Genomic DNA, 26,694 nt, shown 5'->3' on the forward strand with positions numbered 1-26,694 from the left:
AGGCCTCATCATGCGTAAACGTTTCCCGTCCTTCGTCGCCGCCGGGCTGCTGGCCGGCCTGATCCCCGCCGTCCCGGCAAATGCCGCGCTCGTCACCTACTGCATCGGCACCGGTGGCGCGGTGACCGTCCCCAACGACCTGTACGTGCCGGCCGGCGAGTCGTGCGCGCTCACCGGCACGATCATCACCGGCAACGTCAGCGTGGCCGCGGGCGGCAACCTGGTCATCGCCGGGGGCCGGCTGTCGGGCGACGTGCGGGTGGCCGGCAACGGCTATCTCGACGCGTCGGACACCTCGATCGCCGGGCCGGTGGTGCTGGCCGCGGGCGGCTACGGGGTGTTCCTCAAGGACGCGTCGAGCGGCACGGTGACCGTACGGGCCAAGGGAACCACGACAATCGACAGCTTCCTGTACGTCGAGGGCAGCACGATCGCCGGCAACGTGTCGGCCCAGGCCGGCGAGGTCCGCATCGACCGGGGCAGCGAGGTCGAGGGCAACGTGAGCAGCACCGGTTCGTACTACACGGACGTGCACGACTCGTTCGTCGACGGCACGCTCTCGGTGCTCAACAGCGCCACCGGCAGCGTCGTCTGCGGCAACTCGGTGCGCGGCAAGACGACCTTCGCCGGCAACCTGGGCGGGGTGCAGCTCGGCCCGAACGGGCCGCTCGACAGCTGCGCCTCCGGCGGCTTCTTCGGCAAGGACGTCAGCGTCACCAGCACCACCGGCGGCGTCACGGTCGACGACAACATCATCGACGGCGCGCTGACGGCCACCGGCAACAACCCGGCCGCCCAGATCGCCGCCAACAACCGCATCCGCAAGGGCGTCGTCACCGACGGCGCGGCCCGCTCGGCTGCCCGCTCCGCCACCGCGGCCCGCCCGGCCGCCCCGCGGACGGACGACACGGCCAAGGCCGACGAGCGCCGCACCGACGCCGTCCAGGAGGCGAAGGCCGCCGGCCCCGCCGACCTCTGACATCCCTTCCACCAGCCGGCCCCGGACCCGCCCCGGTCCGGGGCCGGCCTATGTTCGCCGGGTCAGCGGCGCTGGGCGCGCCAGGCGGCGATGGCCAGGCCGGTGGCGATGGTGGCGTCGATAAGGGCTATCCGGCGCCAGCGGGGGGACGTGGCGGCCAGGGCCACGCCGGTGCTCGCGTGCAGGGCGTCCAGGGCCGCGCTGAGCCGGGCGACGCGGGCGGTCGGCGTGGCGGTGGTGACGGCGGCCTGCACGATCTGCCTGGTGCCGAGCACACGGGCCACGGCGGTCGCGGCGGCGGGGACCGGCCGTCCGCCCGCGGTGCGCAGCAGGAGTTCCGGCGCGAGCAGCAGGGCGGCGGCCCAGCCGGAACGGGCCACGGCCGCGGCCCGCATCGGATGCCGGTCGGGTTGGCCGCCGGCCGCGTGCAGGCGGCGTACGGCGGCCGTCGCCACCTCGCCGGGCCGGCGGCGGCGACCGAGCAGCGTGGTGAACGGGCTGTGCCGCAGCACCCGGCCGGAGTGGGCGCCGTGGACGCGGCCGGGCTCGTCGATCGGGCCGTCGACGTTGTCGGTCCCGTTGTCCGGGCGATCGGTGAGCTGCGTGCCCCGGCCGACGCGGCGGATCGAGAACAGCGCCTCGGCCAGGGCCGGGGAGAGGCGCTGGGTCAGGAAGAACGCGGCCGCCGCGCCGCCGACGGGGATCTCGCGCCGCGGGTGCCGGGCCGCGTGGACGATGGCGTCGGCGACGATCTCCGGCGCGTACACCGGCGGTGGCGGCTTGACCATGGCGCCCAGCTTGCTGCGGGCGTGCTCGAAGAACGGCGTGTCGATCGAGGCGGGCAGGATGGTGGTCACCGCGATCGGCGCCCCCTCCTGGGCGAGTTCGACGCGCAGGGTGTCGTAGAACGCCCGCACGGCGAACTTGCTGGCCGTGTACGGGGCGTGCAGGGGCACCGACCGTACGCCCTCGACCGAGGCGACCCCGATCAGCACGCCGCCGCCGGCTCGGCGCAGGGCGGGCAGTGCGGCGTGGACACCGTGCACCTGGCCGAGGAAGTTGACCCGCATGACGCGTTCGAACTCGTCGCCGGAGATGGCCTCGACCGTGCCCCACACGCCCACGGCGGCGTTGTTCACCCAGGTGTCGATGCGCCCGAACTCCCGTTCGGCGGCGTCGGCGAGCGCGTTCACCGCGGCGGGGTCGGTGACGTCGGTGGGCACGGCGATCGCGGTGCCGCCGTCGGCCGTGATCCGGGCCACGAGCGTGTCCAGCGCCTGCGTGCCGCGCGCCGCGCAGACGACCTTGGCCCCGCGGGCGGCGAAGGTCAGCGCGGTGGCCCGGCCGATGCCGCTGGACGCCCCGGCGATGACCACGACCTGATCGGATACCGGCTTCGGCATGCTGTTCCGCCCCTCCTGGGATCGACCTGCTGCGGTTGCGACTACCCGTTCCGGAGCCGGATACGCTCGCGCCGGCCGGGGACGGAAAGTGTCGTACCGCCCGGTTAGGGTGCCCGCCATGGGTGCTTCCGGATGGGACTACTACGTCCCCTATCAGCCTGACCTGGGCCTTGCCTTCGACGAGCTGCGCACAAAGGTCTTCCTCGAAGGCGACTACTGGTGGGCGGTGCCCTACGAGTTCGAGAAATCGGCCGCCGACTTCCCCGACCGGCCCCGCACCGAGGAGGAGTTGTGGTCGGCCGAGGCGGTGCAGGAGTCCGGCACCCACTCGATCCTCGACATGCGCGCGGTCGGCCGTTCGCGCGAGTTGGGCAACGTCGTGCCGGTGACCGACGACGAGGCCCGGGCCGCCGCCGGCACCACGGTCCTGACCCGCGAGCATGTCGACCGGCTCCAAGACCTGGCCGACGAGCGGTGGATCGGCCGCTGCGCGGTCCTGCACGACGACGGCGGCAAGCCCGCCGAAATCTACTTCTGGGGTGCCAGCGGCGACTGAACCAGGCTCCGGAGCGGAAAGCGAGCGGCCACGCGCGTACGTGTGGCCGCTCTTTTTTGTCGTACCCCTCTGCTCTGCTGGACCCCAGCCGATAGTCGACCATGCGAAAGGGCGATGGTCGGGCCGGTGATGATCGCCCATCGTGGGTGGGGCGGTTGCTGTGAGCGAGGGGAGTGCCCGTGGAGTCGGTGGCGGAGATCCTGGCGGCCGAGCAGAAATACTTCGACCACGTGTCGGATCACCGCGAGCGGATGCGCCGGAGCCTGCTCGACGCGCCCGCCGCCGCGGCCAACGCGGGCGCCGCGGTCCGGATCCGCAAGGACGCCGAGGCCCGCCTGCAGCACATCGGCGAGCCCGACGACGCGGTGGCCGTCGGCCGCATGGACGACGAGGACGGCGACGTCCTCTACGTCGGCTATCAGACGATCTTCGACGACGACTCCGAGGTGCTGGTCGTCAACTGGCAGGCGCCGGCCGCCTCGCGCTACTTCGCGGCCACCCACGCCGACGCGCTCGGGCTGGCGATGAAGCGCAGCTTCGACACCACCGGCAACGTCATCGACGCGTACGCGGACACGGTGTTCCGCCAGCTCGCGGAGGCGGTGGCCGAGCTCGAGGAGCCGGGCGACGCCCTCCTCGACGATCTCAACCGCGACCGTACGGGTCAGATGCAGGACATCGTCCGCACGATCCAGGCCGCCCAGTTCGACCTCATCCGCGCCCCGCTCGACGAGATGCTGATCATCCAGGGCGGTCCGGGCACGGGGAAGACGGCCGTGGCTCTGCACCGGGTGTCCTGGCTGCTCTTCAACTACCGGGGCGCGCTCGCGCCGGAAGACGTGCTGATCGTCGGGCCCACGCCGACGTTCACCCGCTACACCCGTACGGTGCTGCCCAGCCTCGGCGATGTCAGCGTCGCCCAGCGCGACATCGGCCAGTTCCACCCGCCGGTCCGGCGCGGCCGCCCCGAGGACGCCGACGTGGCCCGGCTCAAGGGCGACGGGCGGATGGCCGGGCTGCTGCGGCGGGCGCTCTACGATCGCGTCGGCGTCCCGCCCGGCCAGCGCCCGATCGAGGTGCAGCTCGACGGCCGGCCGGTCGTGTTCACGGCCGAAGAGATCAACCTGTTCGTCGCGCGCAGCCGTCAGACGCCCGGCACGTTCAGCCAGCAGCGCCAGATCTTCCGCAGCCTGATGGTCAACTCGGCCACGGAACGCGCCCGCGAGCGCCGGCTCGGTGTCCGGACGGGTCTCGACCAGCTCATCGAACGCGTCTGGCCGTCGTTCACGGCGCCGGCGTTCCTGCGTGAGCTGTTCGGCTCCCGCGACCGCCTGATCGCCGCCGCGGGCGAGGAACTGACCGCCCGCGACATCGCGCTGCTGCACCGCCGCGGCAGCGAACGCATCTCCGACGAGGTGTGGGGCGAGGCCGATCTGCCGCTGCTCGACTATCTGGAGGCGCTGATCCACGGCGTCGAGGAACGGTACGGCCACATCGTCGTCGACGAGGCGCAAGACCTGTCCCCGATGCAGCTGCGTTCGATCGCGATGCGTTCCTCGTCCGGCTCGATGACCGTGGTCGGCGACATCGCCCAGTCCACCGGCCTGTGGGCCCGCGACGACTGGGACGACGTGCTCGAACATCTGCCCGCCCAGCTGCCGCAACGCCTGGCCGAGCTGAAATACGGCTACCGCGTGCCCCGCCAGGTCTTCGCGATCGCCGAGAGGCTTCTGCCGTACGCGGCCCCCGCCGTCACCGCACCGCAGGTCGTGCGGGACGGCCCCGGCGACCCCGTGTTCCGCCTGGTCGACGACGACAACCGGGCCTCGATCGCCGTCGAGGCGGCCATGGCCCACGCCTCCCACGGCCGTTCCGTGGCGATCATCTGCCCGGCCGTGCACCGCTGGGCCGTCGAGTCCGAGCTGGCCTCGCGCGACGTGGCCTGGCGGGCCGCCTCCCGCAACGAGCTGGGCCAGGGCGTCAACCTGGTGAGCCCGCAGGAGGCCAAGGGCCTGGAATTCGACGCCACGATCGTGGTCGAGCCGCAAGACATCGTGGCCGAGGACGAACACGGTTACCGCCTGCTGTACGTGGCCCTGACCCGGACCACCCGCTACCTGGCCGTGATCGGCGTCCTCCCGCCGGTGGGAGCGCCCGCCCCGCTCGAGCTCGAGCCGCTCGACCGATTCGAGCTGACCCGCACGATCACCCTGCCCGCCGCGATCGGCACCGCCACGGTCCCGGCTCTCGCGCCCACGGAACAGCCCCCGCTCGCCCCGGTGGTGGAGCGGGCCGCCGAGGCCGTCCCGACCGCGTCGCCGGTGTTCGGGGCGTTCGCGGTGCCGGCGGTGCCCGCCTTCGAGCAGACGTCACCCATGTCGGCGCTGCCGCCGGCCGCCGTCGACCCCCGGGCCGCAGCCCCGGTGTCAGCGGTCCCGGTGTCAGCCGTCCCCGTATCAGCGGTCCCGGTGTCAGCGACTCCGATGTCAGCGGCCCCGATCCAAGCCCCGACTCAGATCCCGATCCAAGCGCCGGTTCAGGCTCCGGCCCAAGCGCCGGTTCAGGTTCCGGCCCAAGCGCCGGTTCAGGCCCCGATCCAAGCCCCGGTTCAGGCGCCGGTCCATGTCCCGGTTCAGGTTCCGGCCCAAGCCCCGGTTGCGGCGATGCCGGCTCGTGGTGGCAGCCTCTCGGCGCAGATCATCGAGCTGGCGGCGACCGAGTTGGCCGGCCAGATCCGCGAGAATCTGCAGCCGTCCCAGTGGCAGGCGGTTCTTGACCGCGTCCGGGAGATCCTGACGAACGAGTAGGTGTCCCGGCCCGGATGACGATCGTCCGGGCCGTGACGGAACATTGCTCCCCGGCCCGGACGATCGTCCGGGCCGGGAAGGACGTTGCTCGGCGGCCGGATGACGATCAGCCGGGCCGGGACGAAATGGTGCTAGGCGCTCGTGCAGACGTTGCCGTTGAGGGTGAAGACCTCGGGCAGCACGTTGGGTCCGCTGTAGTTCCCGACGAAGCCGATGTTGGTGGTGGCGCCCGCGGCCAGGGCGTTCTCGCTCGTCACCCGGACAGTGCGGCCGTCCGGGGTCCACGTTGCGTTCCAGCCGCTGCCCAGGCTCTGCCACGTGGTGGGCCAGGCGAAGGTCAGCGTCCAGCTCGCGATCGGGTTCGCCGTGTTGTTGGTGATGTCGATCGAACCCACGTAGCCGTTGCCCCAGTCGTTGGTGTCGCGGAGCTTCACCGTGCAGGGCGCGCCGGCGGGGGTTCCGGTCACGAACGTCAGCGGCGGTGAGGCGGCCGAGGTGCGGCCGGAAGCGTCACGCGCCACCACGTTGACGGTGTAGCGCTTGCCCGGCTCGAGGTTGCGTACGGTCAAGGAAGTCGACGTGGTTTCGCCCAGCTGCTCGGCCACCCCGTTGTTCTGGCGGAACACCTCGTACTTGAGGCCCGGCCCGGCGGACGGCCACGAGATCGTCGCGGTGCGGTCGGTGGTCGTGGCGGTGGGCCGGCCCGGCGCCTTGATCGCGGGGGCCGCGTTCGCCGAGTGCAGGGTGACCAGCGAGATCGAGTACGGGGGCAGGGTCTGCGCCGACGCGGTGCCGGTCGGGGCCGTGGTCAGCCCGTCGGCGCCGTTGGTATAGGTGGTGACGGCCGGCGTTCCCGCCGCGGGGGTGAAGCCGTGGTAGTTCAGCGACACGGTCCGCGCGGCGTCCGGGTCCTTGTTGATCAGCAGGACGGCCAGGTCGCCGTTGGGCCGGCGGACGGCGTGCGAGCTGACCAGCGCGTCGCCGGTGCCGGAGCCGACGAAGCGGTCGCCCGGGTGCGCGAACGAGCCCATCAGCTTGAGGGCGTAATAGGGCGCGAAAGGCGTGTTCAACGGCGGCTGGCACACGGTGTTGTCGGCGTTGCAGTTGCCGCTGGAGAGCAGCCCGAAGTCGTTGTAGTCGGTCTGCCCGGCCACGGTCGAGACGGTGCCGAGGCCGTTGTGGACGTTCCACCAGTGCACGGTGAACACACCCTGGGCGAGCAGGCCGCTGTAGACGTCGGCCAGGAACAGCGCGCCCGGCTGGGTGTTGCGGCCGACGTCGACGTTCGTCTCGGTCATGCTGATGCCGATGTCGCCGGCGTTCGCACCGGCGTACCGGTCGATCTGCTGCCGCAGCAGCTGGACGGCGTCGTTGATGTGGGCCGTCTTGGTCAGCGTCTCCGCGGCGCTGCTGCCACCGGGATACCAGTGCACGTCGGCGAAGTCGATGACCGATCCGGCCCGGGTCAGCACCTCCTGGTTCCAGCTGCCCTGGTCGCCGGAGCCGACGATGCCGTCCGGCCAGTTGCCGGGCATGGTGAGCACGGCGCCGATCTTGATGGTGGGGTCGACGGCCTTCATGGCCTGCGCGTACGCCACGACGTTGGCCGCATACTCCTTCGGGCTCTTGTCGGCGTGGTCGTCGGCCTCCCATGCCGAGCCGTAGTGACCGTTGCCGTAGTTCTCGTTGCCGATCGTCCAGTATTTGGCGTCGTAGCCCTTGGTGATGTTGGCGTACCGCACCCAGTCGGCGGCCTCCTGCGCCGTGCCCGTGCCGTAGTTGGCGATGATCATCGGCTCGGCCCCGGTGCGCCGCGCCCCGGCCATGAACGTGTCGAAGTCAGTGTCCGGGGCGACGTAGCCGCCGGGGGCGGTGTGGTCGCGCCAGTGGTAGATGTCGGCGTACGAGCCGCCGGGGTAGCGCAGCATCTGCACGCCGGCGTCCTTGAGCAGCCCGGAGACGGCGGGGGTGCCGAGCTGGGAGTCCCAGATGGCGTGGTTGACGCCGAGGGCGCCGGTCGGGACGGTGGCCAGCCCGGCGCGGACGTCGACGTCGACGCGGGTGTCGGTGGGGGGAGCGGCGGCATGGGCGACTTGCGGTGCGACGGCGATCGACGCGAGCAGGACGGTGCTCGCGAGGCCGCGCCGCAGGAGGGAACTGTTCACTGGACTCTCCGCAGAGGTGAACGAATGGGAGCGCTCCCATCGTCGGCTTACGGAGTGACACCTGTCAATGAGCCTCGAGAAGCCGTACGCGGATGACGCCGACCGCCCGCCGCAGCGGCTGATGGCAGCGCGGATCCCAGTCCCACAGCCAGTCGATCATGCGATCGGCCGCGGAAACGTCGGCGGCGCCGTCGAGCTCGGCGGCGAATCGGGCGGCCGCGCCGGCGTCGTCGAGCTTGATGAAGAACATCCGGGCCTGCTCGGTGATCATCGCGGCCGCCGACGCCGCCGCGGCCGCGACCCTCGGCGCCGAGACTTCCCGCCCGGTGGTCCGCAGGATCTCCTCGTACATCGACGGCATCAGGATCGGGATGTCGCGCGCCACCACCCGCGAGTTGACCATGGCCAGGTCGACCGTCTGCACGAACCGGTCGGCCTCGTCGAGCGTCTCGAACGCCGGCTGCAGTCCCGCCCCCGAGATGATCGCCAGGAACCGCCCGGACCCGCGCCGGCCGAGCTTGGCCTCCCGGACCCGGTTGCGGTCGACACGCCGGTCCAGCTTCCCCTGTCGTACGGTGAAAATCCGCTCGTTGGTCACCACGACCACCCCGGCCCAGCCGCTGCGGTCCACGCCGATCACCAGCAGCAGCTCCCCGGCGCGCAGCTCCCGCAGGATGGCGAGCTGCGCCCGGGCCAGCTCCTTGCGGGCGCGTGATTCCCGGTTGACCAGCTTCGACGCGACCGCGGCCTCGAGCGCGGGCGCCGAGTCGAACAGTCCCACCTGCGGCCCTCCCGTCAGGATCCGTGCACGACGAAGCCGGCCCAGAAATACGGATCTGTAAACCCTCTTCCCGTACGCAACCAGCGCTGGCTCCGCTGCAGGGCGAGCGCGACGTCCTCCGGCTCCCCCTGCCGGCGCATGTCGGCCAGCTCCCGATAGAACCGTCCGGCCATCAGCGCGGTGACTCGGTCGCTCACCGGCCACAGCGTGCTCACGACGGCCGCCGCGCCCCCCGACAGCAGCGCGAACGGCAACCCGATCATGTCGTCGGACAGCCCGCGCAGGTCGGCGTGCCCGATCTGGCACGCGCTCAGGAACACCAGGCGCGAGCCCAGCGGGGGCAGCGCCCGCAGGTCGTCCAGGGTGACGTCGCCGCCGGTCAGCAGCAGCCGCATCGACGCGAACTCGGTCCAGTCGTTGTAGCCGTGACAGGCCAGGTGCGCGTACCGGCATCCCGGCAGTTCCCGCAGCAGCGCGTCCTTCGTGGCCTCGGCGGCCAGCAGCACCGTCGCCGTGCCCCCGAACGAGCCCTCCACCTCGGCCGCCTCGGCCCGGGTGCCGGGCAGCGCGGGGGCGTCCGACCGGACCGGGTCGGCGAAGATCACGGCCGGGCCCGGACCGGCCTCGGTGGCGCGCCGCCGGCACAGCCCGGCCATCGCGGCCGACGGCGCCTGCGCCAGCACGATCACCTCGCCCAGCGGGGCCGGCTCGCCGGTCGCGGGATCGGTGACCTCGGCCGCGGCCCAGGGAAACAGGGTGGCCGGCCCGGTCGGCACGATGGTCAGCCGGTCCTGGCCGGCGCGGTGCAGGGCGTCCACGACCGGTTGCAGCAGGTGTCCGAGCGGTCCGGCGATCCGGCGTACGGCATCGGTCGGCACCAGACCCTCCGACTGCGCCGACACCAGGCCCTGGCCCGGATCGGTCAGGTGGTGGAACATCGCGAAGAACGCGGTCGACGTGGGGTCGTCCTCGTAGACGTCCACCCGGTCGCCGCGCACCAGCAACACCGCCGAACCGGCCGGCACCGACACCACGTACGCGATGGGGAAGCCGGTCTCCCCCGCGACCGGACCACCACCACTGCTGCGCATGCGGGTGCGCTCCAGCAGGTCCACCGCCGCCCGGGCCTCACCGCAGCGGACCACGCTGTACGCCGCGTGCCGGGCCAGCGTCGGTCTCGCCGCGAGCAGCCGCCGCCGCTCGTCCTGTCCGGCGGCGTCGCCCAGCATCTCCTCCTGGATCGTCAGGGCGTCCTCGTACGCGCGCCGCGCCTGCGGCCACCGGCCCAGGTCGGCGTATCCCGCGGCCGTCAGCTGGGCGATCTCCAGGGCGGGTTCGGGCGTGAGCCGGGGATCGATCAGCCCGCGAAGCCGTTCCAGCGTGCGGGCCGTCCGCTCGGAACTGCCGTAGAGCAGGTCGGTGGCCCGCGCGGCGATCTTCGCGAGCGACCCCCGCCGTACGGGATCCGGGGTGGCCAGCCCCTCCTCGGCCACCCCGACCGCCTCGAGCAGCAGCGACGCCTCCTCGTCGGACGGCGGCCCGCGGAAGATCTCCCGCAGTTCCGCCTCCGGCTCGTCGAGCCCGACGGCCCCCGGGTTGACGTCCATCAGCCGCAGCACATCCACGTCGGGCCGGTCGCCGAAATGCTCGGCCAGCACCCGCTCCTGGCGTTCCGTCCGCATGGCCGCCGCAAGATCGCGCAGCGCGCGGCAGTAGTCCTCGCGCGCCGATTCCAGCAAGGGCAGCACCAGCCGGTACGTGGCCACGGCGTCGCCCAGCCGCTCCCGGCGCGCCGCCGGATCGCCGTCGAGCCGGCTCAACGCCAGCGCCAGGTTGGCCGCCGTGAACGCCCAGCCCGCCGGATCCTGCTCGATCGGCCGCAGCGGCAGCGCCTCCCGGCACAGTTCGACGGCCCGTTCCGGCTCACCCAGCCGCAGCAGGACGACGGCCAGGTTGGTGGCGCTCTGCGCCTGCAGGCTCGCGTCCCCCGACCGCCGGTGATGCTCCAGCGCCTCGGCGATCAGTTCCTCGGACTCGGCCAGCCCGTCCGGCGTGGCCGGCAGCGCGATGGCCAGGTTCTCGCTCGCGGCCAGTTGCCCCTCGCGGTCGCCGAGCTCGATCCACAGCCGCCGGCTGAGCCGCAGGCACTCGACGGCCCACGCCGCGTCCCCGGGCCGCCCCGGCGCCCGCCGATGCACCACCGACCCGATGTTGAACAGCGCGGCCGCGCGGGCCGCGGTCAGCCCGCCCTCGGCCAGCAGGCCGAGCGCCTCCCGGGCCACCGGATCCCACCGGTGCGGCGGAGCGTCGAGATTTTCGCTGAGCCATCGAACCTGTCGCAGGCCCTCTTCCCCGGCGACCAACCGCTCGCGTCCACCCACCCGGCGCCACCCCTTCCCTCACCGTCTCTCTGACGGACAGGGAAGTGGCGGCTAGAACTTGCGGGTGTACGCGGCCAGGTTTTGGAAGCGGGTCACGTCGAGCCAGTCGGTGCCGGTGGTGTCGACCGCGCAGCCCGCGCTGCGCAGGCGGCCGGCGATCTTGTTGAGGCTTTCCGGGGTGCCGTTGAAGTGGACGACGTTGAGCCCGGCCATGTCCGAGGCGGGGCGCAGCCGGCCGATCTCGATGATGACCGTGCGCTCGGGCTGCAGGGCCAGCGCCATCCCGGCCTCGATCAGCACGTTGGGCCGCGGCTGCCCGGTCACCGACGTCTCGTAGGCGGGCTCGTCGGAACCCTGCAGCGCCGGGTGCAGATAGGCCCCGTCGTCCGGCGTCATCAACACCACGGCGGCCTGGTTGGTGGCGAAGCCCTCGCGCAGGATCTCGCCCATGTACGGCGTCGGTTTCCCGGTGCGGTTGCGCACCTCTTCCCAGTCGAGCGGCCGCAGGTCGAGCGACTGCAGAAACGCCCAGAGCGCCTTCCTCGCCTGCTCGTCCCGGCCGTGGACCACAAAGACGTCGCGCGCATCAGGCATGCGACAGATCGTAGTGGTCCACGGCCATCGGCCCCGTCGTCAGTATCCGGACGGCAGCCGGGGCGTGTAGTGCTCCTCGAGCGTGCCGAGCTCGTCGTCGGTGAGCTCGAGGTCGAGGGCGGCCACGGCGTCGGTCAGGTGATGCGGCTTGGTCGGGCCGACGATCGGCGCGTCGACCACCGGGTTGTGCAGCACCCAGGCCAGGGCGATCTGGGCCATCGGCACGCCCCGGGCCTCGGCGACCCGGCGGACGGCGTCGACGATCGGGCGGTTCTCGTCGCCCTCGTAGCGGGCGTGCAGCGGGTCGACCCGGGCTCGCTGCGAGCCCTGCTCGTCCCACGGCCGGGCCAGCCGCCCCTTGGCCAGTGGGCTCCACGGCATCGACCCGACGCCCTGATCGGCGAGCAGGCCGAACATCTCGCGCTCCTCCTCGCGCTGCACGAGGTTGTACTGGTTTTGCATCGACACGAACCTGGTCCAGCCGCCGAGGTCGGCCGCGTGCTGCAGCTTCGCGAACTGCCAGGCCCACATCGAGGACGCGCCGAGGTAGCGCACCTTGCCGGCCCGGACGACGTCGTGCAGGGCCTCCATGGTCTCCTCGACCGGCGTGTCGGGGTCGAACCGGTGGATCTGATAGAGGTCGACGTAGTCGGTGCCCAGCCGGGCCAGCGAGTTGTCGATCTGCTCGAGGATCGCCCGGCGGGACAGCCCGCGGCCGCCCGGCCCCTCGCTCATCGGGAAGAACACCTTGGTCGCGAGCACGATCGACTCGCGGTCGGTGTATTTGCGGATGGCCCGGCCGACGACCTCCTCCGAGGTGCCGTCGCTGTAGGTGTTGGCGGTGTCCCAGAAATTGATGCCCAGCTCGAGGGCCTGCCGGAAGACCGGCTCGGCGGCGTTGTCGTCGAGCGTCCACTGATTGCTGCCGCGATCGGGCTCCCCGAAGCTCATGCATCCCAGCGCGATGCGGCTGACCTTCAGACCCGAAATCCCCAGACGCGTGTACTCCATGCCGCCCAACCTATGCCGGTCGGCCGGGCGCTGCATGGGCATGCCGTACCGGGGGTAGACCGGGGTCATGAGCGAAGAAACCGGCGTCTGGCGAGACGAGAGCAAACTGCCGTTGTCCGAGCTGACCAAGGCGATGGCCAGCAACTCGCAGGACGGGCAGGTCGACGATCTGACCGGCGAGGATGCGGGTGCCGAGGAGACTTACGGGCACGGCACCTCGACTGATGAGGATCGGGCACTCCGTCCCTCACCCGACGGAACCACACCTTTCGGACGAACCGGGCCGAACTGACCGGACGCCACCCTTCCGGCCGTGGCGGCGGCCCTGAAGGAGTGGTCTGCGCCTCGGTGGTGATGATTCGCTGTAGAACTGGGTAAACGCGGCTTCCCACATCAGCGAGAGAGACGAGTCGCCACCCATGAAGATCTGGCCTGGATCGCCCTACCCGCTGGGCGCGTCCTACGACGGCGGCGGCACCAACTTCGCCTTGTTCTCGGAGGTTGCCGAGCGGGTCGAGCTGTGCCTGTTCGACGACGACGGCACCGAGACCCGCATCGACCTGCCCGAGCGTGAGGCGATGGTGTGGCATGGATACCTGCCCCGGATCGTGCCCGGGCAGCGCTACGGCTATCGCGTGCACGGCCCCCACGACCCGGCCAACGGGCTGCGCTGCAACCCGAGCAAGCTGCTGCTCGACCCGTACGCGAAGGCCATCGACGGCCACTACGAGTGGAACGAGGCCCTGTTCTCGTACCGCTTCGACGACCACGGCGCCTACAACGACGACGACTCGGCCCCGTACTCGATGAAGTCGGTCGTCATCAACCCGTTCTTCGACTGGGCCAACGACCGGCCGCTGCGCATCCCGTTCCACCAGACGGTCATCTACGAGGCCCACGTCAAGGGCATGACGGCCCGGAACCCCAGAATTCCCGAGGACGTACGCGGTACGTACTCCGGCCTGGCCCACCCCGCGATGATCAAGCACTTCAAGGACCTCGGGGTGACCGCCGTCGAGCTCATGCCGGTGCACCAGTTCGTGCACGACAGCAACCTGGTCGAGCGCGGCCTGCGCAACTACTGGGGTTACAACACCATCGGCTTCTTCGCCCCGCACAACGACTACGCCTCCTTCGGCGGTCACGGCGCGCAGGTGCAGGAGTTCAAGTCGATGGTCAAGGCGCTGCACCAGGCCGGCATCGAAGTGATCCTCGACGTCGTCTACAACCACACCGCGGAGGGCAACCACCTCGGGCCGACGCTGTCGTTCCGCGGCATCGACAACCCCGCCTACTACCGGCTGGTCGATGACGACAAGCAGTACTACTACGACACGACCGGCACCGGAAACAGCCTCAACGTACGTCACCACGAGTCGTTGCGGCTCATCATGGACTCGCTGCGTTACTGGGTCACCGAGATGCACGTCGACGGCTTCCGGTTCGACCTCGCCGCGTCCCTGGCCCGCGACTTCCACGAGGTGAACCGGCTCGCGGCCTTCTTCGACCTGGTCAACCAGGACCCGATCGTGTCGCAGGTCAAGCTGATCGCCGAGCCGTGGGACGTCGGCGACGGCGGCTACCAGGTCGGCGGGTTCCCGCCTCTGTGGACCGAGTGGAACGGCAAGTACCGCGACAGCGTGCGCGACTTCTGGCGCGGCGAGCCGTCCGGCCTGGGCGAGTTCGCCTCACGGTTCGCGGGCAGCTCGGACCTGTACGAGATCGACGGCCGCCGCCCGATCGCCTCGATCAACTTCGTCACGGCGCACGACGGCTTCACGCTGGAGGATCTGGTCTCCTACAACGAGAAGCACAACGACGCCAACGGCGAGGACAACCGCGACGGCGAGAGCCACAACCGGTCGTGGAACAGCGGCGCCGAGGGCCCGACCGAGGACACGGCGGTCATCGCGCTGCGCGAGCGGCAGAAGCGCAACTTCCTGGCCACGCTGCTGCTGTCGCAGGGCGTGCCGATGATCGCGCACGGCGACGAGCTGGGCCGCACCCAGGGCGGCAACAACAACGTCTACGCCCAGGACAACGAGATCAGCTGGATCGACTGGGCCGAGGCCCGCCACCACGACGTGCTGACCGTCTTCACCCGGCACCTGACGAAGCTGCGCGCCGAACACCCGATCTTCCGCCGCCGCCGGTTCTTCACCGGCGAGCCGGCCGGCGACTCGGGCCTGCCCGGCATCGCCTGGCTGCGCCACGACGGCACGCCGATGGCGGAACAGGACTGGGCGCCCGGCGCGGCCCGCACGCTGGCCGTGTTCCTCAACGGCCACGGCATTCCCGAGGCCGACGCGCTCGGCGAGCCGATCGTCGACGACTCGTTCCTGCTGCTGTTCAACGCCGCACCGGAGCAGGTCGAGTTCACCCTGCCCGATCCGGCCTACGGTCAGGCCTGGCAGGTCACCATCGACACCGCCGACCCGCTTCTGGCCAAGGGCGGCACGCTCAAGGCGCAGGAGGGCCTGAAGCTGCCGCCGCACGCCATGCTGGTGCTGCGCTGCCAATACTGAGCGGCGGCTGTTAGGGCCGGTTCGGCCGGGGTAGGCAGCGGCATGGAGAACCATGACTGGACAGCGGTGGCGGAAATTCTCCAGGCCGCTGACTACCCCAGCAACCGGCAGGATCTGATCAACCACGCGCGGCATCGCGGAGCCGACGGCCGCACCCTGTCCCTGGTCAAGGCTCTCCCGTCCGGCGTCTATCGCAACCTCGTCGACGTACGCGACGGCCTGCGCCGCGCCCTCACCCTGCCCGAGGCGTCGTAGCCCCCACCGGACGGGACGCCGCCGGCACGCCCACTCCGCGCTGGACCGACGTGCTCACCGCCGTCCGGGCCGCCGACGGGCCGACCACGCTGACCGTGCTCCGCGGCGGCGAGACGGTGACCTTGAACGTCGACGTCGCCGACGGCCGGATGGGCGCCTCCCCGCAGCCGCCGCCGGCCTATGTGAAGGGCGGCTGGGCCGAGACGGCCGCGTTCACCGGCGAACTGATCAGCGACACGGCCGTCCAGCTCGCGGCGTTCCCCGAGCGGATCCCGGCCGTGGTCAAGGCGATCGGCGGGGAACGGGCGGCCGACACGCCGATCAGCATGGTCGGCGCGAGCCGGCTCGGGGGAGAAGCGGCCGAGCGCGGGCTGTGGGCCACCTTCCTGCTCCTGCTGGTCAGCCTCAACCTGTTCCTGGCCCTGTTCAACCTGCTGCCGCTGCTCCCGCTCGACGGCGGCCACATCGCGGTCGTCTGGTTCGAACGCCTCCGCGACACCGTCCGACGCCTGCGCGGCCGGCCCGCCGGCGGCCCGGTCGACTTCACCCGGCTGTTCCCGGCCACGATGGTGCTGGTCGTGCTGGGCGGGGCGGTGATGGCCCTGACCATCACCGCCGACCTCGTCAATCCGATTCGTCTGCAGTAGACGCCCGGAACATGCGCTCCTCGTCCAGGGCGGACGTCTGCACGACCAGAACGTCGCACACGGCGTTGCGGACGACTCCGGCCGGGACCGAGCCGAGCAGCTGGCCGTGGCTGGCGCCCAGGCCGCGGTTGCCGACGACGATCAGGTTGGCCGGGTTGTTGCCGACCGTGTCGAGCAGGGCCTGGGCCGGGTCGCCGCGCACCAGCAGCTGCTCGATGTAGCGGGCGCGTTCCCGGGTCAGGCCGGTGACCGACTTGCCCATGGCTCGGCGGGCGACCTCGACCCCGTACAGGTCGTGGTGGGTGCCCTCGGCCAGATCGGCCGGCGGGTCCTCGTCGTCGCGGTAGGCGGTCACGACGACGAGACGGGCCTGGGCCGCCTGTGCTACCTCGGCCGCGCGGTCCACCGCGTACAGGGAGGTGGGTGTGCCGTCGGAACCGACCACCACGCGGTCGTAGACGGTAATGCTGCGCCGCCCACCGAGCGGGACGATCGGGGACTCGTCGGCCTCGTCCGGCGGGTTGACCCACAGCATGGCCACGGCGCCGATCCCCAGCAGCACGCCGGCCAGGATGATCGCGTTGCTGCCCTTGCTGTCCAGCCAGTGCTCGAAGATCCAGCCGAACGTGAGCGTCTGCACCAGCATCGGCACCACGATCATCATGTTGAGGATGCCCATGTAGACGCCGGTGCGCTTGGCCGGGACCATGCTGGCCACCATCAGGTAGGGCACGCCGACCGCGCTCGCCCAGAAGATGCCGACGCCGATCATCGGGACCAGAGCCAGGTACTGGTTGTCGATGTGCGCGAGCCAGACCAGCGCCACCGCCGCCAGGCCGAGGGCGATGGCGTGCACCCGCTTGGCGCCGATCCGCTGGGCGAAGCCGACCAGGAACAGCGCGGACACCATGGTGACGAAGTTGTAGGCGCCGTTCTCCAGGCCGCTCCACGCGATCGCGTCGTCCCAGGCCCGGCCGCCCTGCTCGGGGTTGGCGTTGAACACCGTCTCGCCCAGGCTCACCGCCAGGAACTGCCAGTAGATGAACATGGCGTACCACTGGAAGGCGAACACCACACCGATCTTGTGCATGGCCACCGGCATGACGCGTACGGCATCGGCAATTTCCCGTACGGCGGGCCGGAGCCCCCGGGGCGCGTTGGCCATCTCCTCGAGATCTTCGTCCGAGGGCTTCAGTTCCCTCGTACGGGACATGGCCGTGAGCACGGTGAGCAGGATGCAGACGGTGCCGATCATGAAGCAGGCGAACATCCAGTACGGGACCCCGTTGCCCGCCTCGGTCTGCAGCGCCTCCACTTTCTGCAGCGCGAACAGCGACACGTTGGCCAGCACGGCCCCGGCGCCGGTGAACATGCTCTGGGTCAGGAAGCCGCGCGCCAGCTGCGATTTGGGCAGCCGGTCGGAGATGAACGCCCGGTACGGCTCCATCGAGGTGTTGTTGCCCGCGTCGAGCAGCCAGAAGCAGATCACGCCGAGCCAGAGCACGCCGACGAACGGGAACGCGAACAGGATGATCGCGCACAGGATGGCGCCGGTCACGATGAACGGTCTCCGCCGGCCGAACCGGGGATGCCAGGTGCGGTCGCTGATCGCCCCGATCAGGGGCTGGATGATCAGACCGGTGACCGGACCGGCCAGGTTGAGGATCGGCAGCTGTTCGGGATTGGCCCCGATCAGCAGGAACAGCGGGTTCACCGCGGACTGGGTGAGCCCGAAGCTGAACTGAACCCCGAAGAAACCGAGGTTCATCATCAGCAGGGCGGGCCCGCTCATCAGCGGTTTGCGATCGGCTGCCCCGGATCCCGTCGAGACGGTGTCCGACGTCGTAGTGGTCATGGGCGAGCTCCCCTTCGACCTCGAAGATGGTGCTGTGAGTGATCTAGATCACACACTCCGTTTCGACGCTAAACCCGTCGCGGGACACCCGCAAGCAGAGACGTCGATACGTGCGTCTGGCTGCCGTTTTCCGGCCTCGACATTGCCGGGCGGGCGACGGCGGGCCTGTAATGAGCTATGAGCACATGGACGACGATCGTTGTCGGCGTCGATGGATCGCCGAGCAGCCGCAAGGCCCTGATCTGGGCCGCGGCCGAGGCGGCGGATCACGGCGCCGATCTTCTCGTGCTGAACGTGTGGGAGCACACACTGCTGCCACCGGTGGGTGGGCCCAGTGTTTCCGACCACGCGGTGGCCGAGCCGAGCCAGGTCACCACCGAGGAGCTGCTCCAGGTGATCAAAGAAGAGCTGGGGGAGGATCCGCCGGTTCCCGTGCAGGCCCAGGTCCGGCAGGGGCGCCCGGCCAAGGTGCTGATCGAAGAGTCGGCCGGCAAGGACCTGCTTGTCGTGGGCAAGCGCGGCCACGGCGGTTTCGCCGGGCTGGTGCTCGGCTCGGTCAGCCAGCACGTCGCCGCGTACGCGCAATGCCCGGTGACGGTGGTGCGTTAGCGCGGGTCGCGGACGGCTCCGAGGAAGAGGATCGTGCCGGTCTGCCGGTCCGAGATGGTGAACTGGAACGGCCGGTCGGCACGGAACACGGACGGGTTCACGGTGGCCGAGGTCGTCATGACCCCGCCCGTGACGGCGGCGGCCTCGGTGCCCTTCTCGTCCACCTTCACGTACGTCTTGTGGTAGACCTTCTCGAGCCATCGGCCGTCGGGTGACATCGGACGGAAGTTCGCCCGGCCCGGGTCGAAAGCCGTGACCATGCCCAGTTTCCGCAGCGGCCCGTTCAGGTCGCCCTCCCAGCGCAGCTCGAAGCGGGGCAGGGCGACGTCTTCGAACTTGCGGGACACGAGACCGGTGCTCAGGGCCTGCCACTGGGCGGCGCCGGCCGTCGTGCCGTCCTCGGACAGGATGATTTCCATGCCGTAGCGCCCCTTTTCGCCGTACGGGAGACGCAGCATGCGGAAGCCGTCGCGCTCGGCGTAGAGCAGCGAACGGCCGGTGAGATGCATCATCGGCACGGTGACCGGGCCGCCCGGCGTCGTGAACCTCTCGCCGCGCGCGGTCTCGAACTCGTTCTGCCATTTTCCGAGGAAATACACCGCATTGAGCAGGACGAGCACCGCCTGCGCACTGGGCAGTCCGAGCTCGCGGGCGATGCCCTTGATGCGGCCGCCGGTGTTCTCGTCGACCCAGTCGTCGATCTTGCGGGCCGCCTCGGGCGAACCCAGGTCGACATCCTCCACCGTGCCGCCGAAACTGCGCCGTACGAACTCGAGATAGTCGTCCTCGAGGGTGCCGTTGTTGTAGAGCGCGTCGGACACCGACAGCGTCACCTCGTCGGTGTCGGCCAGCTCCCGCAGCAGCGCCCCGACCCGTTCGTCCTGACCCTCGCGCAGGCCCAGCACCCGGGCCATCTCGGCCGCCGTGCCGCCCTCGGCGCCGGCCGAGACCATGGCCAGCAGCACGGCCACCGACAGCGGCGAGGTGATCGTGTTCCGGTCCGCCCGGTCGACCTCGCGGAACAGGTCGAAGCCGAACCGGCCGACCGCCCGCGCCACCGGGCCCGCGTCGGCCGCGGCCAGCTCGACCTGAATGCGAGCGGCATCACCCGGTGGCTTGCCGCCACCGCACGCGGCGGTCACCAACACGCCGCAGACCAGGACAAACGTTGTCAGGAGACGGATCACACAACTGAGACTGGGAATCGGTCCGGCGGGTTCCCGGCCGATGAGAACAAGCTCACGATTGAGCCTTCAAGTTTGGCCGTACGGGTCCCGGCGTGGTTACCGTCGGCCGGTCCGCAATCGCGGCACCCCGGGCGGAACGCCGAATCCTGCCGCCGCCCGCGAGGAAACGAACCCAGGCATGGAGCGGGGGACCCACTAGTTCCTCGGCGCGCCGCTGCATTGAGACGCCGGCGCGCCTCGGGGTGAAGCCGCGTCTCGCGGCCGGGCAGCCCAGCCCGAACCCGACAGCTCACCTCGCAGGCGTGGAGGTAGTTCTGTCATGGCACAGCTCGGAAAGAAGACCCGTGTCGCGTTCGGCCTGACGGTCGCCGGTGTCGCCGGAGCGTTCGGCCTGCTCGGCCCCGCGTCGCCGGCCCAGGCGTCGAGCGTCAACTGGGACGCCGTCGCCAAGTGCGAGTCCGGCGGCAACTGGAGCATCAACACCGGCAACGGCTACTACGGTGGCCTGCAGTTCAGCCGCAGCACCTGGAAGGCGTACGGGGGCACGAAGTATGCCTCGACCGCGAACAAGGCCACCAAGGCCGAGCAGATCAAGGTCGCGGAGAAGGTGCTGAAGGGTCAGGGCATCGGGGCCTGGCCGACCTGCGGCAAGAAGGCGGGAGTGAAGAAGGCCACTCCGGTCGCCGCGAAGAAGCCCGCCAAGTCCACCGGCAAGTACTACGTCGTGCGGTCCGGCGACACGCTGGCCTCCATCGCGGCCAAGAAGCACGTCAAGGGTGGCTGGAAGGCCCTCTACCAGCTCAACAAGTCGACGCTGGACAGCCCCAGCCGGATCTTCCCCGGTCAGCGGCTCGCCCTCTGATCGGCCGTGTGCCCGGCCCGGTCGCGGGCCGGGCACACGTTATCTTTCCCGGGCCGATCGGCTGTACATCGACAGAATTAAATGGAAACTTAAACTTTACAAGCGGTTCTTCCCCGCTGGAGCCCACGAACTGTGAGGATCTCTCACATAGACATACGTGGATGTCTATGCTCGTGGGGAGGAACAAACGTGAGATTTGCTGTCGCGCTGGCCGGCGCCATCGCCCTGGCCAGTGGGGGCCTGGTGGTCACCGCCACTACCGCGTCCGCCGCGCCGGTCACCCCCGGCTCGTCGTTGCTCGACCAGGCCGGACCGTCGATCAAGAAGTCGGACAAGGACCGCTACGCGGTCTACAGCACCAGGAACGGGATCACCCGCTACACCCGCACGTACGACGGGCTCCGCGTCTACGGCGGCGACCTGGTCATCCGTACGAAGGCCGGGAAGTTCGCCGGAGCCTCGGCCGGCCTGACCCGGCCGCTCAGCCTGAGCACCAAGCCGTCGGTCACCGCCGACCGGGCCGCCGCCGCGGCGAAGGCCGAGTTCGAGGGCACGATCACCGGGACCGCCAAGCCGGAGCTGTTCGTCGACGCGAGCAGCGGCCTCGGCAAGCTGTCCTGGGAAACGGTGATCACCGGCTGGCAGCCCGACGGTCAGACGCCGTCGCGCTTCCACGTCATCTCGGACGCGCTGACCGGCCGGGTCGCCGGCTCGTACGACGAGATCGAGAACGTCGCGGGCACCGGCAACAGCATCTACTCCGGTCCGGTGGCGCTCGAGTCGACCGCGGCGGGGGAGTCGTTCAACCTGATCGATCCCGTACGCGGGGGCGGTCTGACCTGCGACATGGGCAACCGCACGTCGGGCGCCTGTGCCACGTTCACCGACGCCGACAACACCTGGGGCACGGGCGCGCCCGCCGACCGGCAGTCGGCCGCCGTGGACGCCCACTTCGGCGCGGCCGTCACATTCGACTACTTCAAGGACGTGCACGGCCGCAACGGCATCTTCGGCGACGGTCGCGGTGTCCCCTCGCGTGTGCACTACGGCAGCGCGTACGTGAACGCCTTCTGGGACGGCGCCCAGATGACCTACGGCGACGGCACGGGCAACGCCAAGCCGCTGGTCGCGCTGGACGTGGCCGGGCACGAGATGTCGCACGGCGTCACCGAGAACGTCGTGCCGGGCGGGCTGACCTACTCGGGTGAGTCCGGTGGCCTGAACGAGTCGACGAGCGACATCTTCGGCAGCATGGTCGAGTTCCACGCGGGCAGCACCGAGGACGCCGGCGACTACGACATCGGCGAGAAGATCGACATCAACGGCAACGGGTCGCCGCTGCGCTACATGTACAACCCGACCCTCGACGGGCGCTCGCACGGCTGCTGGTCGACCTCCACCCGCAGCGTCGACGTGCACTACTCCTCCGGCGTCGCCAACCACTTCTTCTTCAACCTGGCCGAGGGTTCGGGCGCGACCGCGTACGGGACCTCGCCGGTCTGTGGCAGCGCCGAGTCGGTCACCGGTATCGGCCGGGAGAAGGCCGCGAAGATCTGGTTCCGGGCCCTCGACGCGTACTTCGTCTCGAACACCGGCTACGTCAACACGTCGACGCCGGCCAACACCGCACGGGCCTACTCGCTCGCGGCGGCCACCGACCTGTACGGCGCCTGCAGCACCGAGTACAAGGCCGTGCAGACCGCGTGGACCTCGGTCAACGTGGCCGGCAACGACGAGGTGTGCTCGGACGGCAACGACTTCTCGTTCGCCCTGTCCGCCGCGAGCGCGTCGGTCGGTCCCGGCGAGTCCAAGACCATCACGGCGACCACCGTGCTGGTCAACGGCGAGGCCGAGCCGATCACCTTCACCGCCGGCACGGCCCCGGCCGGTGTGACCGTCTCGTTCGAGCCGGCCACCGTCACCGCCGGTGAGTCCACCACGATCACGGTCAGCGCCGCCCCCGACGCCGGCCGGGCCAGCGCGCCGGTCACCGTCACCGCGGCGGCGCCGTCGATCACCCGCTCCAAGCCGCTGACCGTCACCGTCGGCAGCGTCGCCGCCTGCACGGCCACCAACGCCACCGCGCTGCCGATCCCGGACCTGAGCACGGTGAGCAACGAGGTCGAGCTGACCGGCTGCGCGGCCACCCCCTCGACGGCTAGTTCGGTCGAGGTGCACCTGCAGCACACCTACATCGGCGACCTGATCGTCAGCCTGATCGCGCCCGACGGCACGGCCTACGTGCTGCACAACCGGGCCGGTGGTGGCACCGACAACATCGACCAGAGCTTCCCGGTCAACCTCTCCTCGGAAACCGCGAACGGCAAGTGGACCCTGCGAGTGCAGGACGCCGCCCGCGCCGACACCGGCACCCTGACCAGCTGGACCCTCTCCGTCTGACCACGTCCGCCTCCCGGGAGACCGGGAGGCGGGCCTTTTATTGACACCCTTCTATGTCATGTTAACGTAAACATATGGTCACGCGCAGAACAGTTCTCGGTGCGGTAGGTGCGGGCGTAGCCGGCGGCGCGCTCCTGGGTGGGCCGGCGCGAGCCGATGCCACGATCACCGTCGATCCCGCGGCCGACTACGGAACCTGGCAGGGCTGGGGCACCTCGCTCGCCTGGTGGGCCAACGTTTTCGGCGACCGCGACGACCTCGCCGACCTCTTCTTCACCACCCGCACGGTCAGCTACAACGGCGTCGCGCTGCCCGGCCTCGGTCTCAGCATCGCCCGCTACAACCTGGGCGCCAGCAGCTTCAACGACGTCGCCGGGGAACGCATGGCCGCCTCGCCCAACATCCCGCGGTTCAAGCAGATCGAGGGATTCTGGCAGGACTGGCGCAACCCCGACCCGGCCTCGTCCGCCTGGAACTGGAACGCCGACGCCAAGCAGCGGGCCGCGCTGGTCAAGGCCACCCAGCGCGGCGCCGTCAGCGAGTTGTTCGCCAACTCCCCGATGTGGTGGATGTGCCTCAACCACAACCCGTCCGGGGCGGCCGACGGCGGCCTGAACTTGCAGTCGTGGAACCACACCCAGCACGCCGCCCACCTGGCCGCCACCGCCCGGCGGGCGCGCGACAACTGGGGTGTGACCTTCCGCAGCGTGGACCCGTTCAACGAGCCCTCCTCGAACTGGTGGCGCGCCGACGGCACCCAGGAGGGCTGCTACATCGGCGCCACCACCCAGCGCAGCGTGCTGGCCCAGCTCCGCTCGGAACTCAACCGTCAGGGCCTCAACGGCGTGACGATCTCCGCATCGGACGAGACCAACTACGACGTCGCCCGCGCCACCCTGGCCAGCTTCGATTCCGGCACCCGAGCCCTGATCGGCCAGGTCAACGTCCACGGCTACCAGGGCTCGGGCGGGCGGCGCGACCTGCTGTTCAACGACGTGCGGGCGGCCGGCAAGGTGCTCTGGAACTCCGAGACCGGCGACGGGGACGGCACCGGCCTCACGATGGCCGCCAACCTGTGCCTGGACTGGCGCTGGCTGCACCCGACCGCCTGGGTCTACTGGCAGGTGATGGACCCCAGCGCCGGTTGGGGCGTCATCCGCTACGACGCGGGCAGCCTGACCGCCGGGCCGATCGAGACCAAGTTCTACGTGCTGGCCCAGTTCACCCGGCACATCCGCCCCGGCATGCGGATCCTCGACACCGGCGCGGGCAACGCGGCCGCCGCCTACGACCCGGCGGCGCGCCGCCTCGTCGTCGTCGCGGTCAACACCGGCGCCGCCCAGACCCTCACCTTCGACCTGTCCCGCTTCACCCAGGCCACCGGCGGCGCCAACGGCCAGGTCCCCCGCTGGACCACCGTCCCGTCCGCCGCCGACCGCTACACCCCGCGCACCGACATGCAGGCCGCCGGCAAACTCCTCCGCGTGCCTTTCCCGGCCGCCTCCGTGCAAACCCTCCAGATCGACAACGTCGTCATCTGACCCCGGCCGCCCGGCGTGACTCCGGCCGCCCGGCCTGACCGCAGCCGCCGCGCCTCACCCCAGCCCGCTGAAACTCGGCCCGAAACCGCCCAGCTACCCCCGCTCGGCCCGAGCCACCCCGCCCGGCCCGAGCCACCCCACCCGGCCCGAGCCACCCCACCCGGCCCGAGCCACCCCGCCGGCATCCGACACCGCGTAGGGCACGGCTTCGGCAACCTCGCCCCGCCGTGCCTCGCGACTGCGTGCCTGTTGGCCTCCTCGTGAGAGGATCTGAGGCGTGACCTTCAGAAGGGGCCGTGCCTCGTAGGCAACCGCAAGCACTTCGTCGCCGCGCGCCGATCACGCGAAGCCCGTGGATCCGTTACCGCGATGTTCCTGGACTCTCGGGTTCCGCGAACGCTGCCGTCCGCCTGCTGGAGGGACAACGGTGGCTGCCGGGCGTGGTGGCCGCCGCGGTCAGCGTATGGGGCGCGCATGCCCACGGCACCCGGCGTCGGTGGAGGCCGTGGGAAGCGGAGTTCACCTGCTCCTGCTGTGGCGAGGGCTGGGCCCGGCAGCGCTTGGAAGAGGCGATCACCATGCTGCCCGGACACGCCGCGCGAGAGCTCCGAGTTGTTGTCGAGCGGCTGGACGACGCCCTGGTGAGGCGTGCTCCTCACGACCCCCGAACGCCCGAGGCTCAGCACGGCCTATAGCAAACGGCGGATTTCGCCGTATGTGCGGTAGAAGCCGCCGCGGCTCGCCTCGCGCACCCCGGTTACGACGTAACGGCTGCCGCGCTCGCGGATGCCCTTGGGGAACTGGACCTGCCAGTCGCGGTGGTAGCCGTCGCTGAGCACGCGGATGCGCAGGCGGCCGCTCTCTTCGACGCACTCGACCACCACGCCGCCGGCCACGTCGTGGATGACCTCGACCGTCGTGGACGGGACGACCGCGGACATGCGGGGCGGCGCCTTGACGTCGATCGGCTCGGGGATCGTGCCCGTGACGGCCGAATGGATCGCCGCCTCGCTCGCGTCGATGCAGGCCAGCGCGCCGTTCGTGGTGACGATGTAGAGCCGCTCGTCGCGGTACTGCATCGAGTAGGCCGAGCCGCAGCCCGTGCCCAGTTTCCACAGCCGGGCGCCGCTGACGTCGAAGCAGTAGATGGACGAGCTGCTGTCGCCCGCGAACACGTATCGCCCGTCCTTCGACGTGGCGCACGAATACACCGGGGCATCACAGCGGTACGTCTGCCGGTGCTTGCCGTCCTTGCCCAGCTCGACCACCTGGCGGGTCGCCGTGCCCGCGTACAACGTGTCGCGTTCCTGCCATCCGAACAGCACGGCGCCGGTCGGGGAGTTCCACAATTCCTTCCCCGTACGCCAGTCGTAGCTCGTCACGCCGTTGGAGTGACCGTGGTGCACCGCGGCGGCGTCGCAGCGGACCATCCAGGCCGATCGGCCCCGGCCCGGCCGCCGCCACAGGAACTCGTCCTCGTGGTCGATCGTCGCGATGCCGCCGCCGGAATCGGAGACGCCGAGCACGCCGTCGTGGATGTCGAGCCAGTAGATGTCGATCGACGGGTCGATCCGGTAGGCCAGCCGCGGCACCTTGCCCGACAGGTCGTAGACGTTGCCGTCGTCGCAGCCCGCGTAGAGCCAGCCCTCGTCGGCCACGATGCACTTCACGCCGTCGGGCAGCCGGAACTGCTGCAGCACCTCGGCGCCGTGGCTGAGGGTGGTGATCAGGCCGCTCTCGTTGCCGACCATGCACACGTCGTCGTCGACGAAGATGCCGAACGCGGGGCTGCCCGAGTCGTAGCGCCACAGGATCGGCGCGCGGGTCGCCGTCGACCGGGTGCTGACGATCTGACGGCGGGAGATCGAGCGTTTCGACCGGCCGCCCGGCACCGCCGGGGCGTACCCCTTGCGGACCTTTTCCCCGATCTTTTTGGACGCCTCGGCCCTGGCCTTGTCGTGGGTGGTGAACGACGACTGCTTGGTCTGGCCGCGGTCGCCGATGCGCCCGTAGCGGACCGCCACCTCCGTGCCGTCGACGGTCACCTCATAGAACTTGTGCGCGCTTCCGGAGTCTTCGGAGAGCTCGAGGTACGTCGTCTCGGCCGGCATTCGGGGCCACCTTTCGCGAGCGGAT

At 70.6% G+C, this 26,694-nt stretch carries 20 protein-coding genes and 1 riboswitch; of the genes, 11 read left to right on the forward strand and 9 right to left on the reverse strand.

Going from position 1 to position 26,694, the window contains the following annotated elements; all coding sequences use genetic code 11:
- Window positions 1-10 precede the first annotated feature (10 nt).
- Window positions 11-979, forward strand: coding sequence for a hypothetical protein (locus ACZ3I4_RS21960; protein WP_465383840.1), 969 nt, complete (start codon window positions 11-13; stop codon window positions 977-979).
- 62 nt (window positions 980-1,041) lie between these two features.
- On the opposite strand, the gene ACZ3I4_RS21965 is transcribed toward ACZ3I4_RS21960, so the two are convergent.
- Window positions 1,042-2,382: an SDR family oxidoreductase gene (locus tag ACZ3I4_RS21965; protein ID WP_465383841.1), complete on the reverse strand. Its 1,341-nt coding sequence runs from the start codon at window positions 2,380-2,382 to the stop codon at window positions 1,042-1,044.
- Window positions 2,383-2,500: 118 nt separating this feature from the next.
- Here ACZ3I4_RS21965 and ACZ3I4_RS21970 point away from each other — a divergent pair, with 118 nt between their 5' ends.
- On the forward strand, window positions 2,501-2,938 hold the full coding sequence (locus tag ACZ3I4_RS21970) for a hypothetical protein (protein ID WP_465383842.1): 438 nt from the start codon (window positions 2,501-2,503) through the stop codon (window positions 2,936-2,938).
- 179 nt (window positions 2,939-3,117) lie between these two features.
- Entirely contained in the window at window positions 3,118-5,745 is a 2,628-nt protein-coding gene (locus ACZ3I4_RS21975) for a HelD family protein (protein ID WP_465383843.1), read from the forward strand.
- A 131-nt stretch (window positions 5,746-5,876) separates the two neighbouring features.
- Here ACZ3I4_RS21975 and ACZ3I4_RS21980 read toward each other — a convergent pair whose 3' ends face one another.
- The 5 genes from ACZ3I4_RS21980 to ACZ3I4_RS22000 all read right to left on the reverse strand — a co-directional run bounded on the left by ACZ3I4_RS21980 (window position 5,877) and on the right by ACZ3I4_RS22000 (window position 12,677).
- Window positions 5,877-7,910 carry a cellulose binding domain-containing protein gene (locus ACZ3I4_RS21980; RefSeq protein ID WP_465383844.1) on the reverse strand — a complete coding sequence of 678 codons (2,034 nt, stop codon included), beginning with the start codon at window positions 7,908-7,910 and terminating at the stop codon, window positions 5,877-5,879.
- A 64-nt stretch (window positions 7,911-7,974) separates the two neighbouring features.
- On the reverse strand, window positions 7,975-8,691 hold the full coding sequence (locus ACZ3I4_RS21985; RefSeq protein WP_465383845.1) for a hypothetical protein: 717 nt from the start codon (window positions 8,689-8,691) through the stop codon (window positions 7,975-7,977).
- Between the two features lie 14 nt (window positions 8,692-8,705).
- Window positions 8,706-11,072: a CHAT domain-containing protein gene (locus ACZ3I4_RS21990; protein WP_465383846.1), complete on the reverse strand. Its 2,367-nt coding sequence runs from the start codon at window positions 11,070-11,072 to the stop codon at window positions 8,706-8,708.
- 51 nt (window positions 11,073-11,123) lie between these two features.
- On the reverse strand, window positions 11,124-11,666 hold the full coding sequence (locus tag ACZ3I4_RS21995) for a TIR domain-containing protein (protein ID WP_465383847.1): 543 nt from the start codon (window positions 11,664-11,666) through the stop codon (window positions 11,124-11,126).
- A gap of 39 nt (window positions 11,667-11,705) precedes the next feature.
- Window positions 11,706-12,677, reverse strand: coding sequence for an aldo/keto reductase (locus ACZ3I4_RS22000; RefSeq protein ID WP_465383848.1), 972 nt, complete (start codon window positions 12,675-12,677; stop codon window positions 11,706-11,708).
- A gap of 67 nt (window positions 12,678-12,744) precedes the next feature.
- Here ACZ3I4_RS22000 and ACZ3I4_RS22005 point away from each other — a divergent pair, with 67 nt between their 5' ends.
- The 4 genes from ACZ3I4_RS22005 to ACZ3I4_RS22020 all read left to right on the forward strand — a co-directional run bounded on the left by ACZ3I4_RS22005 (window position 12,745) and on the right by ACZ3I4_RS22020 (window position 16,104).
- The gene (locus ACZ3I4_RS22005) at window positions 12,745-12,969 is read left to right on the forward strand and encodes a hypothetical protein (protein WP_465383849.1); all 225 of its coding nucleotides are present in this window, start codon (window positions 12,745-12,747) and stop codon (window positions 12,967-12,969) included.
- Window positions 12,970-13,096: 127 nt separating this feature from the next.
- Window positions 13,097-15,202 carry a glycogen debranching protein GlgX gene (glgX, locus tag ACZ3I4_RS22010; RefSeq protein WP_465383850.1) on the forward strand — a complete coding sequence of 702 codons (2,106 nt, stop codon included), beginning with the start codon at window positions 13,097-13,099 and terminating at the stop codon, window positions 15,200-15,202.
- Between the two features lie 42 nt (window positions 15,203-15,244).
- Complete coding sequence (locus ACZ3I4_RS22015) at window positions 15,245-15,457, forward strand: DUF2795 domain-containing protein (RefSeq protein WP_465383851.1); 213 nt, start codon at window positions 15,245-15,247, stop codon at window positions 15,455-15,457.
- Window positions 15,458-15,507: 50 nt separating this feature from the next.
- Window positions 15,508-16,104 carry a site-2 protease family protein gene (locus ACZ3I4_RS22020; RefSeq protein WP_465383852.1) on the forward strand — a complete coding sequence of 199 codons (597 nt, stop codon included), beginning with the start codon at window positions 15,508-15,510 and terminating at the stop codon, window positions 16,102-16,104.
- On the opposite strand, the gene ACZ3I4_RS22025 is transcribed toward ACZ3I4_RS22020, so the two are convergent.
- On the reverse strand, window positions 16,082-17,959 hold the full coding sequence (locus ACZ3I4_RS22025) for an MFS transporter (RefSeq protein ID WP_465383853.1): 1,878 nt from the start codon (window positions 17,957-17,959) through the stop codon (window positions 16,082-16,084). The genes ACZ3I4_RS22020 and ACZ3I4_RS22025 overlap by 23 nt on opposite strands.
- A gap of 177 nt (window positions 17,960-18,136) precedes the next feature.
- Here ACZ3I4_RS22025 and ACZ3I4_RS22030 point away from each other — a divergent pair, with 177 nt between their 5' ends.
- The gene (locus ACZ3I4_RS22030; RefSeq protein ID WP_465383854.1) at window positions 18,137-18,568 is read left to right on the forward strand and encodes a universal stress protein; all 432 of its coding nucleotides are present in this window, start codon (window positions 18,137-18,139) and stop codon (window positions 18,566-18,568) included.
- Here the strand turns inward: ACZ3I4_RS22030 and ACZ3I4_RS22035 are convergent.
- Window positions 18,565-19,755 (reverse strand): serpin family protein, encoded by a 1,191-nt coding sequence (locus tag ACZ3I4_RS22035; RefSeq protein WP_465383855.1) that lies wholly within the window; start codon window positions 19,753-19,755, stop codon window positions 18,565-18,567. The genes ACZ3I4_RS22030 and ACZ3I4_RS22035 overlap by 4 nt on opposite strands.
- A 157-nt stretch (window positions 19,756-19,912) precedes the next feature.
- A riboswitch (cyclic di-AMP (ydaO/yuaA leader) is annotated at window positions 19,913-20,072 on the forward strand.
- 2 nt (window positions 20,073-20,074) lie between these two features.
- Between ACZ3I4_RS22035 and ACZ3I4_RS22040 the strand changes: the two genes are divergently transcribed.
- The 3 genes from ACZ3I4_RS22040 (at window position 20,075) to ACZ3I4_RS22050 (ending at window position 24,558) form a co-directional block, all read left to right on the forward strand.
- Window positions 20,075-20,617: a transglycosylase family protein gene (locus tag ACZ3I4_RS22040; RefSeq protein ID WP_465383856.1), complete on the forward strand. Its 543-nt coding sequence runs from the start codon at window positions 20,075-20,077 to the stop codon at window positions 20,615-20,617.
- A 189-nt stretch (window positions 20,618-20,806) separates the two neighbouring features.
- A complete protein-coding gene (locus ACZ3I4_RS22045) occupies window positions 20,807-23,017 on the forward strand; it encodes a M4 family metallopeptidase (RefSeq protein ID WP_465383857.1) in 2,211 nt (736 codons plus the stop codon).
- 74 nt (window positions 23,018-23,091) lie between these two features.
- Window positions 23,092-24,558, forward strand: a complete 1,467-nt coding sequence (locus tag ACZ3I4_RS22050; RefSeq protein ID WP_465383858.1) for a glycoside hydrolase — start codon at window positions 23,092-23,094, stop codon at window positions 24,556-24,558.
- A gap of 689 nt (window positions 24,559-25,247) precedes the next feature.
- Here the strand turns inward: ACZ3I4_RS22050 and ACZ3I4_RS22055 are convergent.
- Window positions 25,248-26,669 carry a WGR domain-containing protein gene (locus ACZ3I4_RS22055; protein WP_465383859.1) on the reverse strand — a complete coding sequence of 474 codons (1,422 nt, stop codon included), beginning with the start codon at window positions 26,667-26,669 and terminating at the stop codon, window positions 25,248-25,250.
- Window positions 26,670-26,694: the final 25 nt, after the last annotated feature.

Source organism: Actinoplanes sp. NPDC021490 (assembly GCF_055562135.1).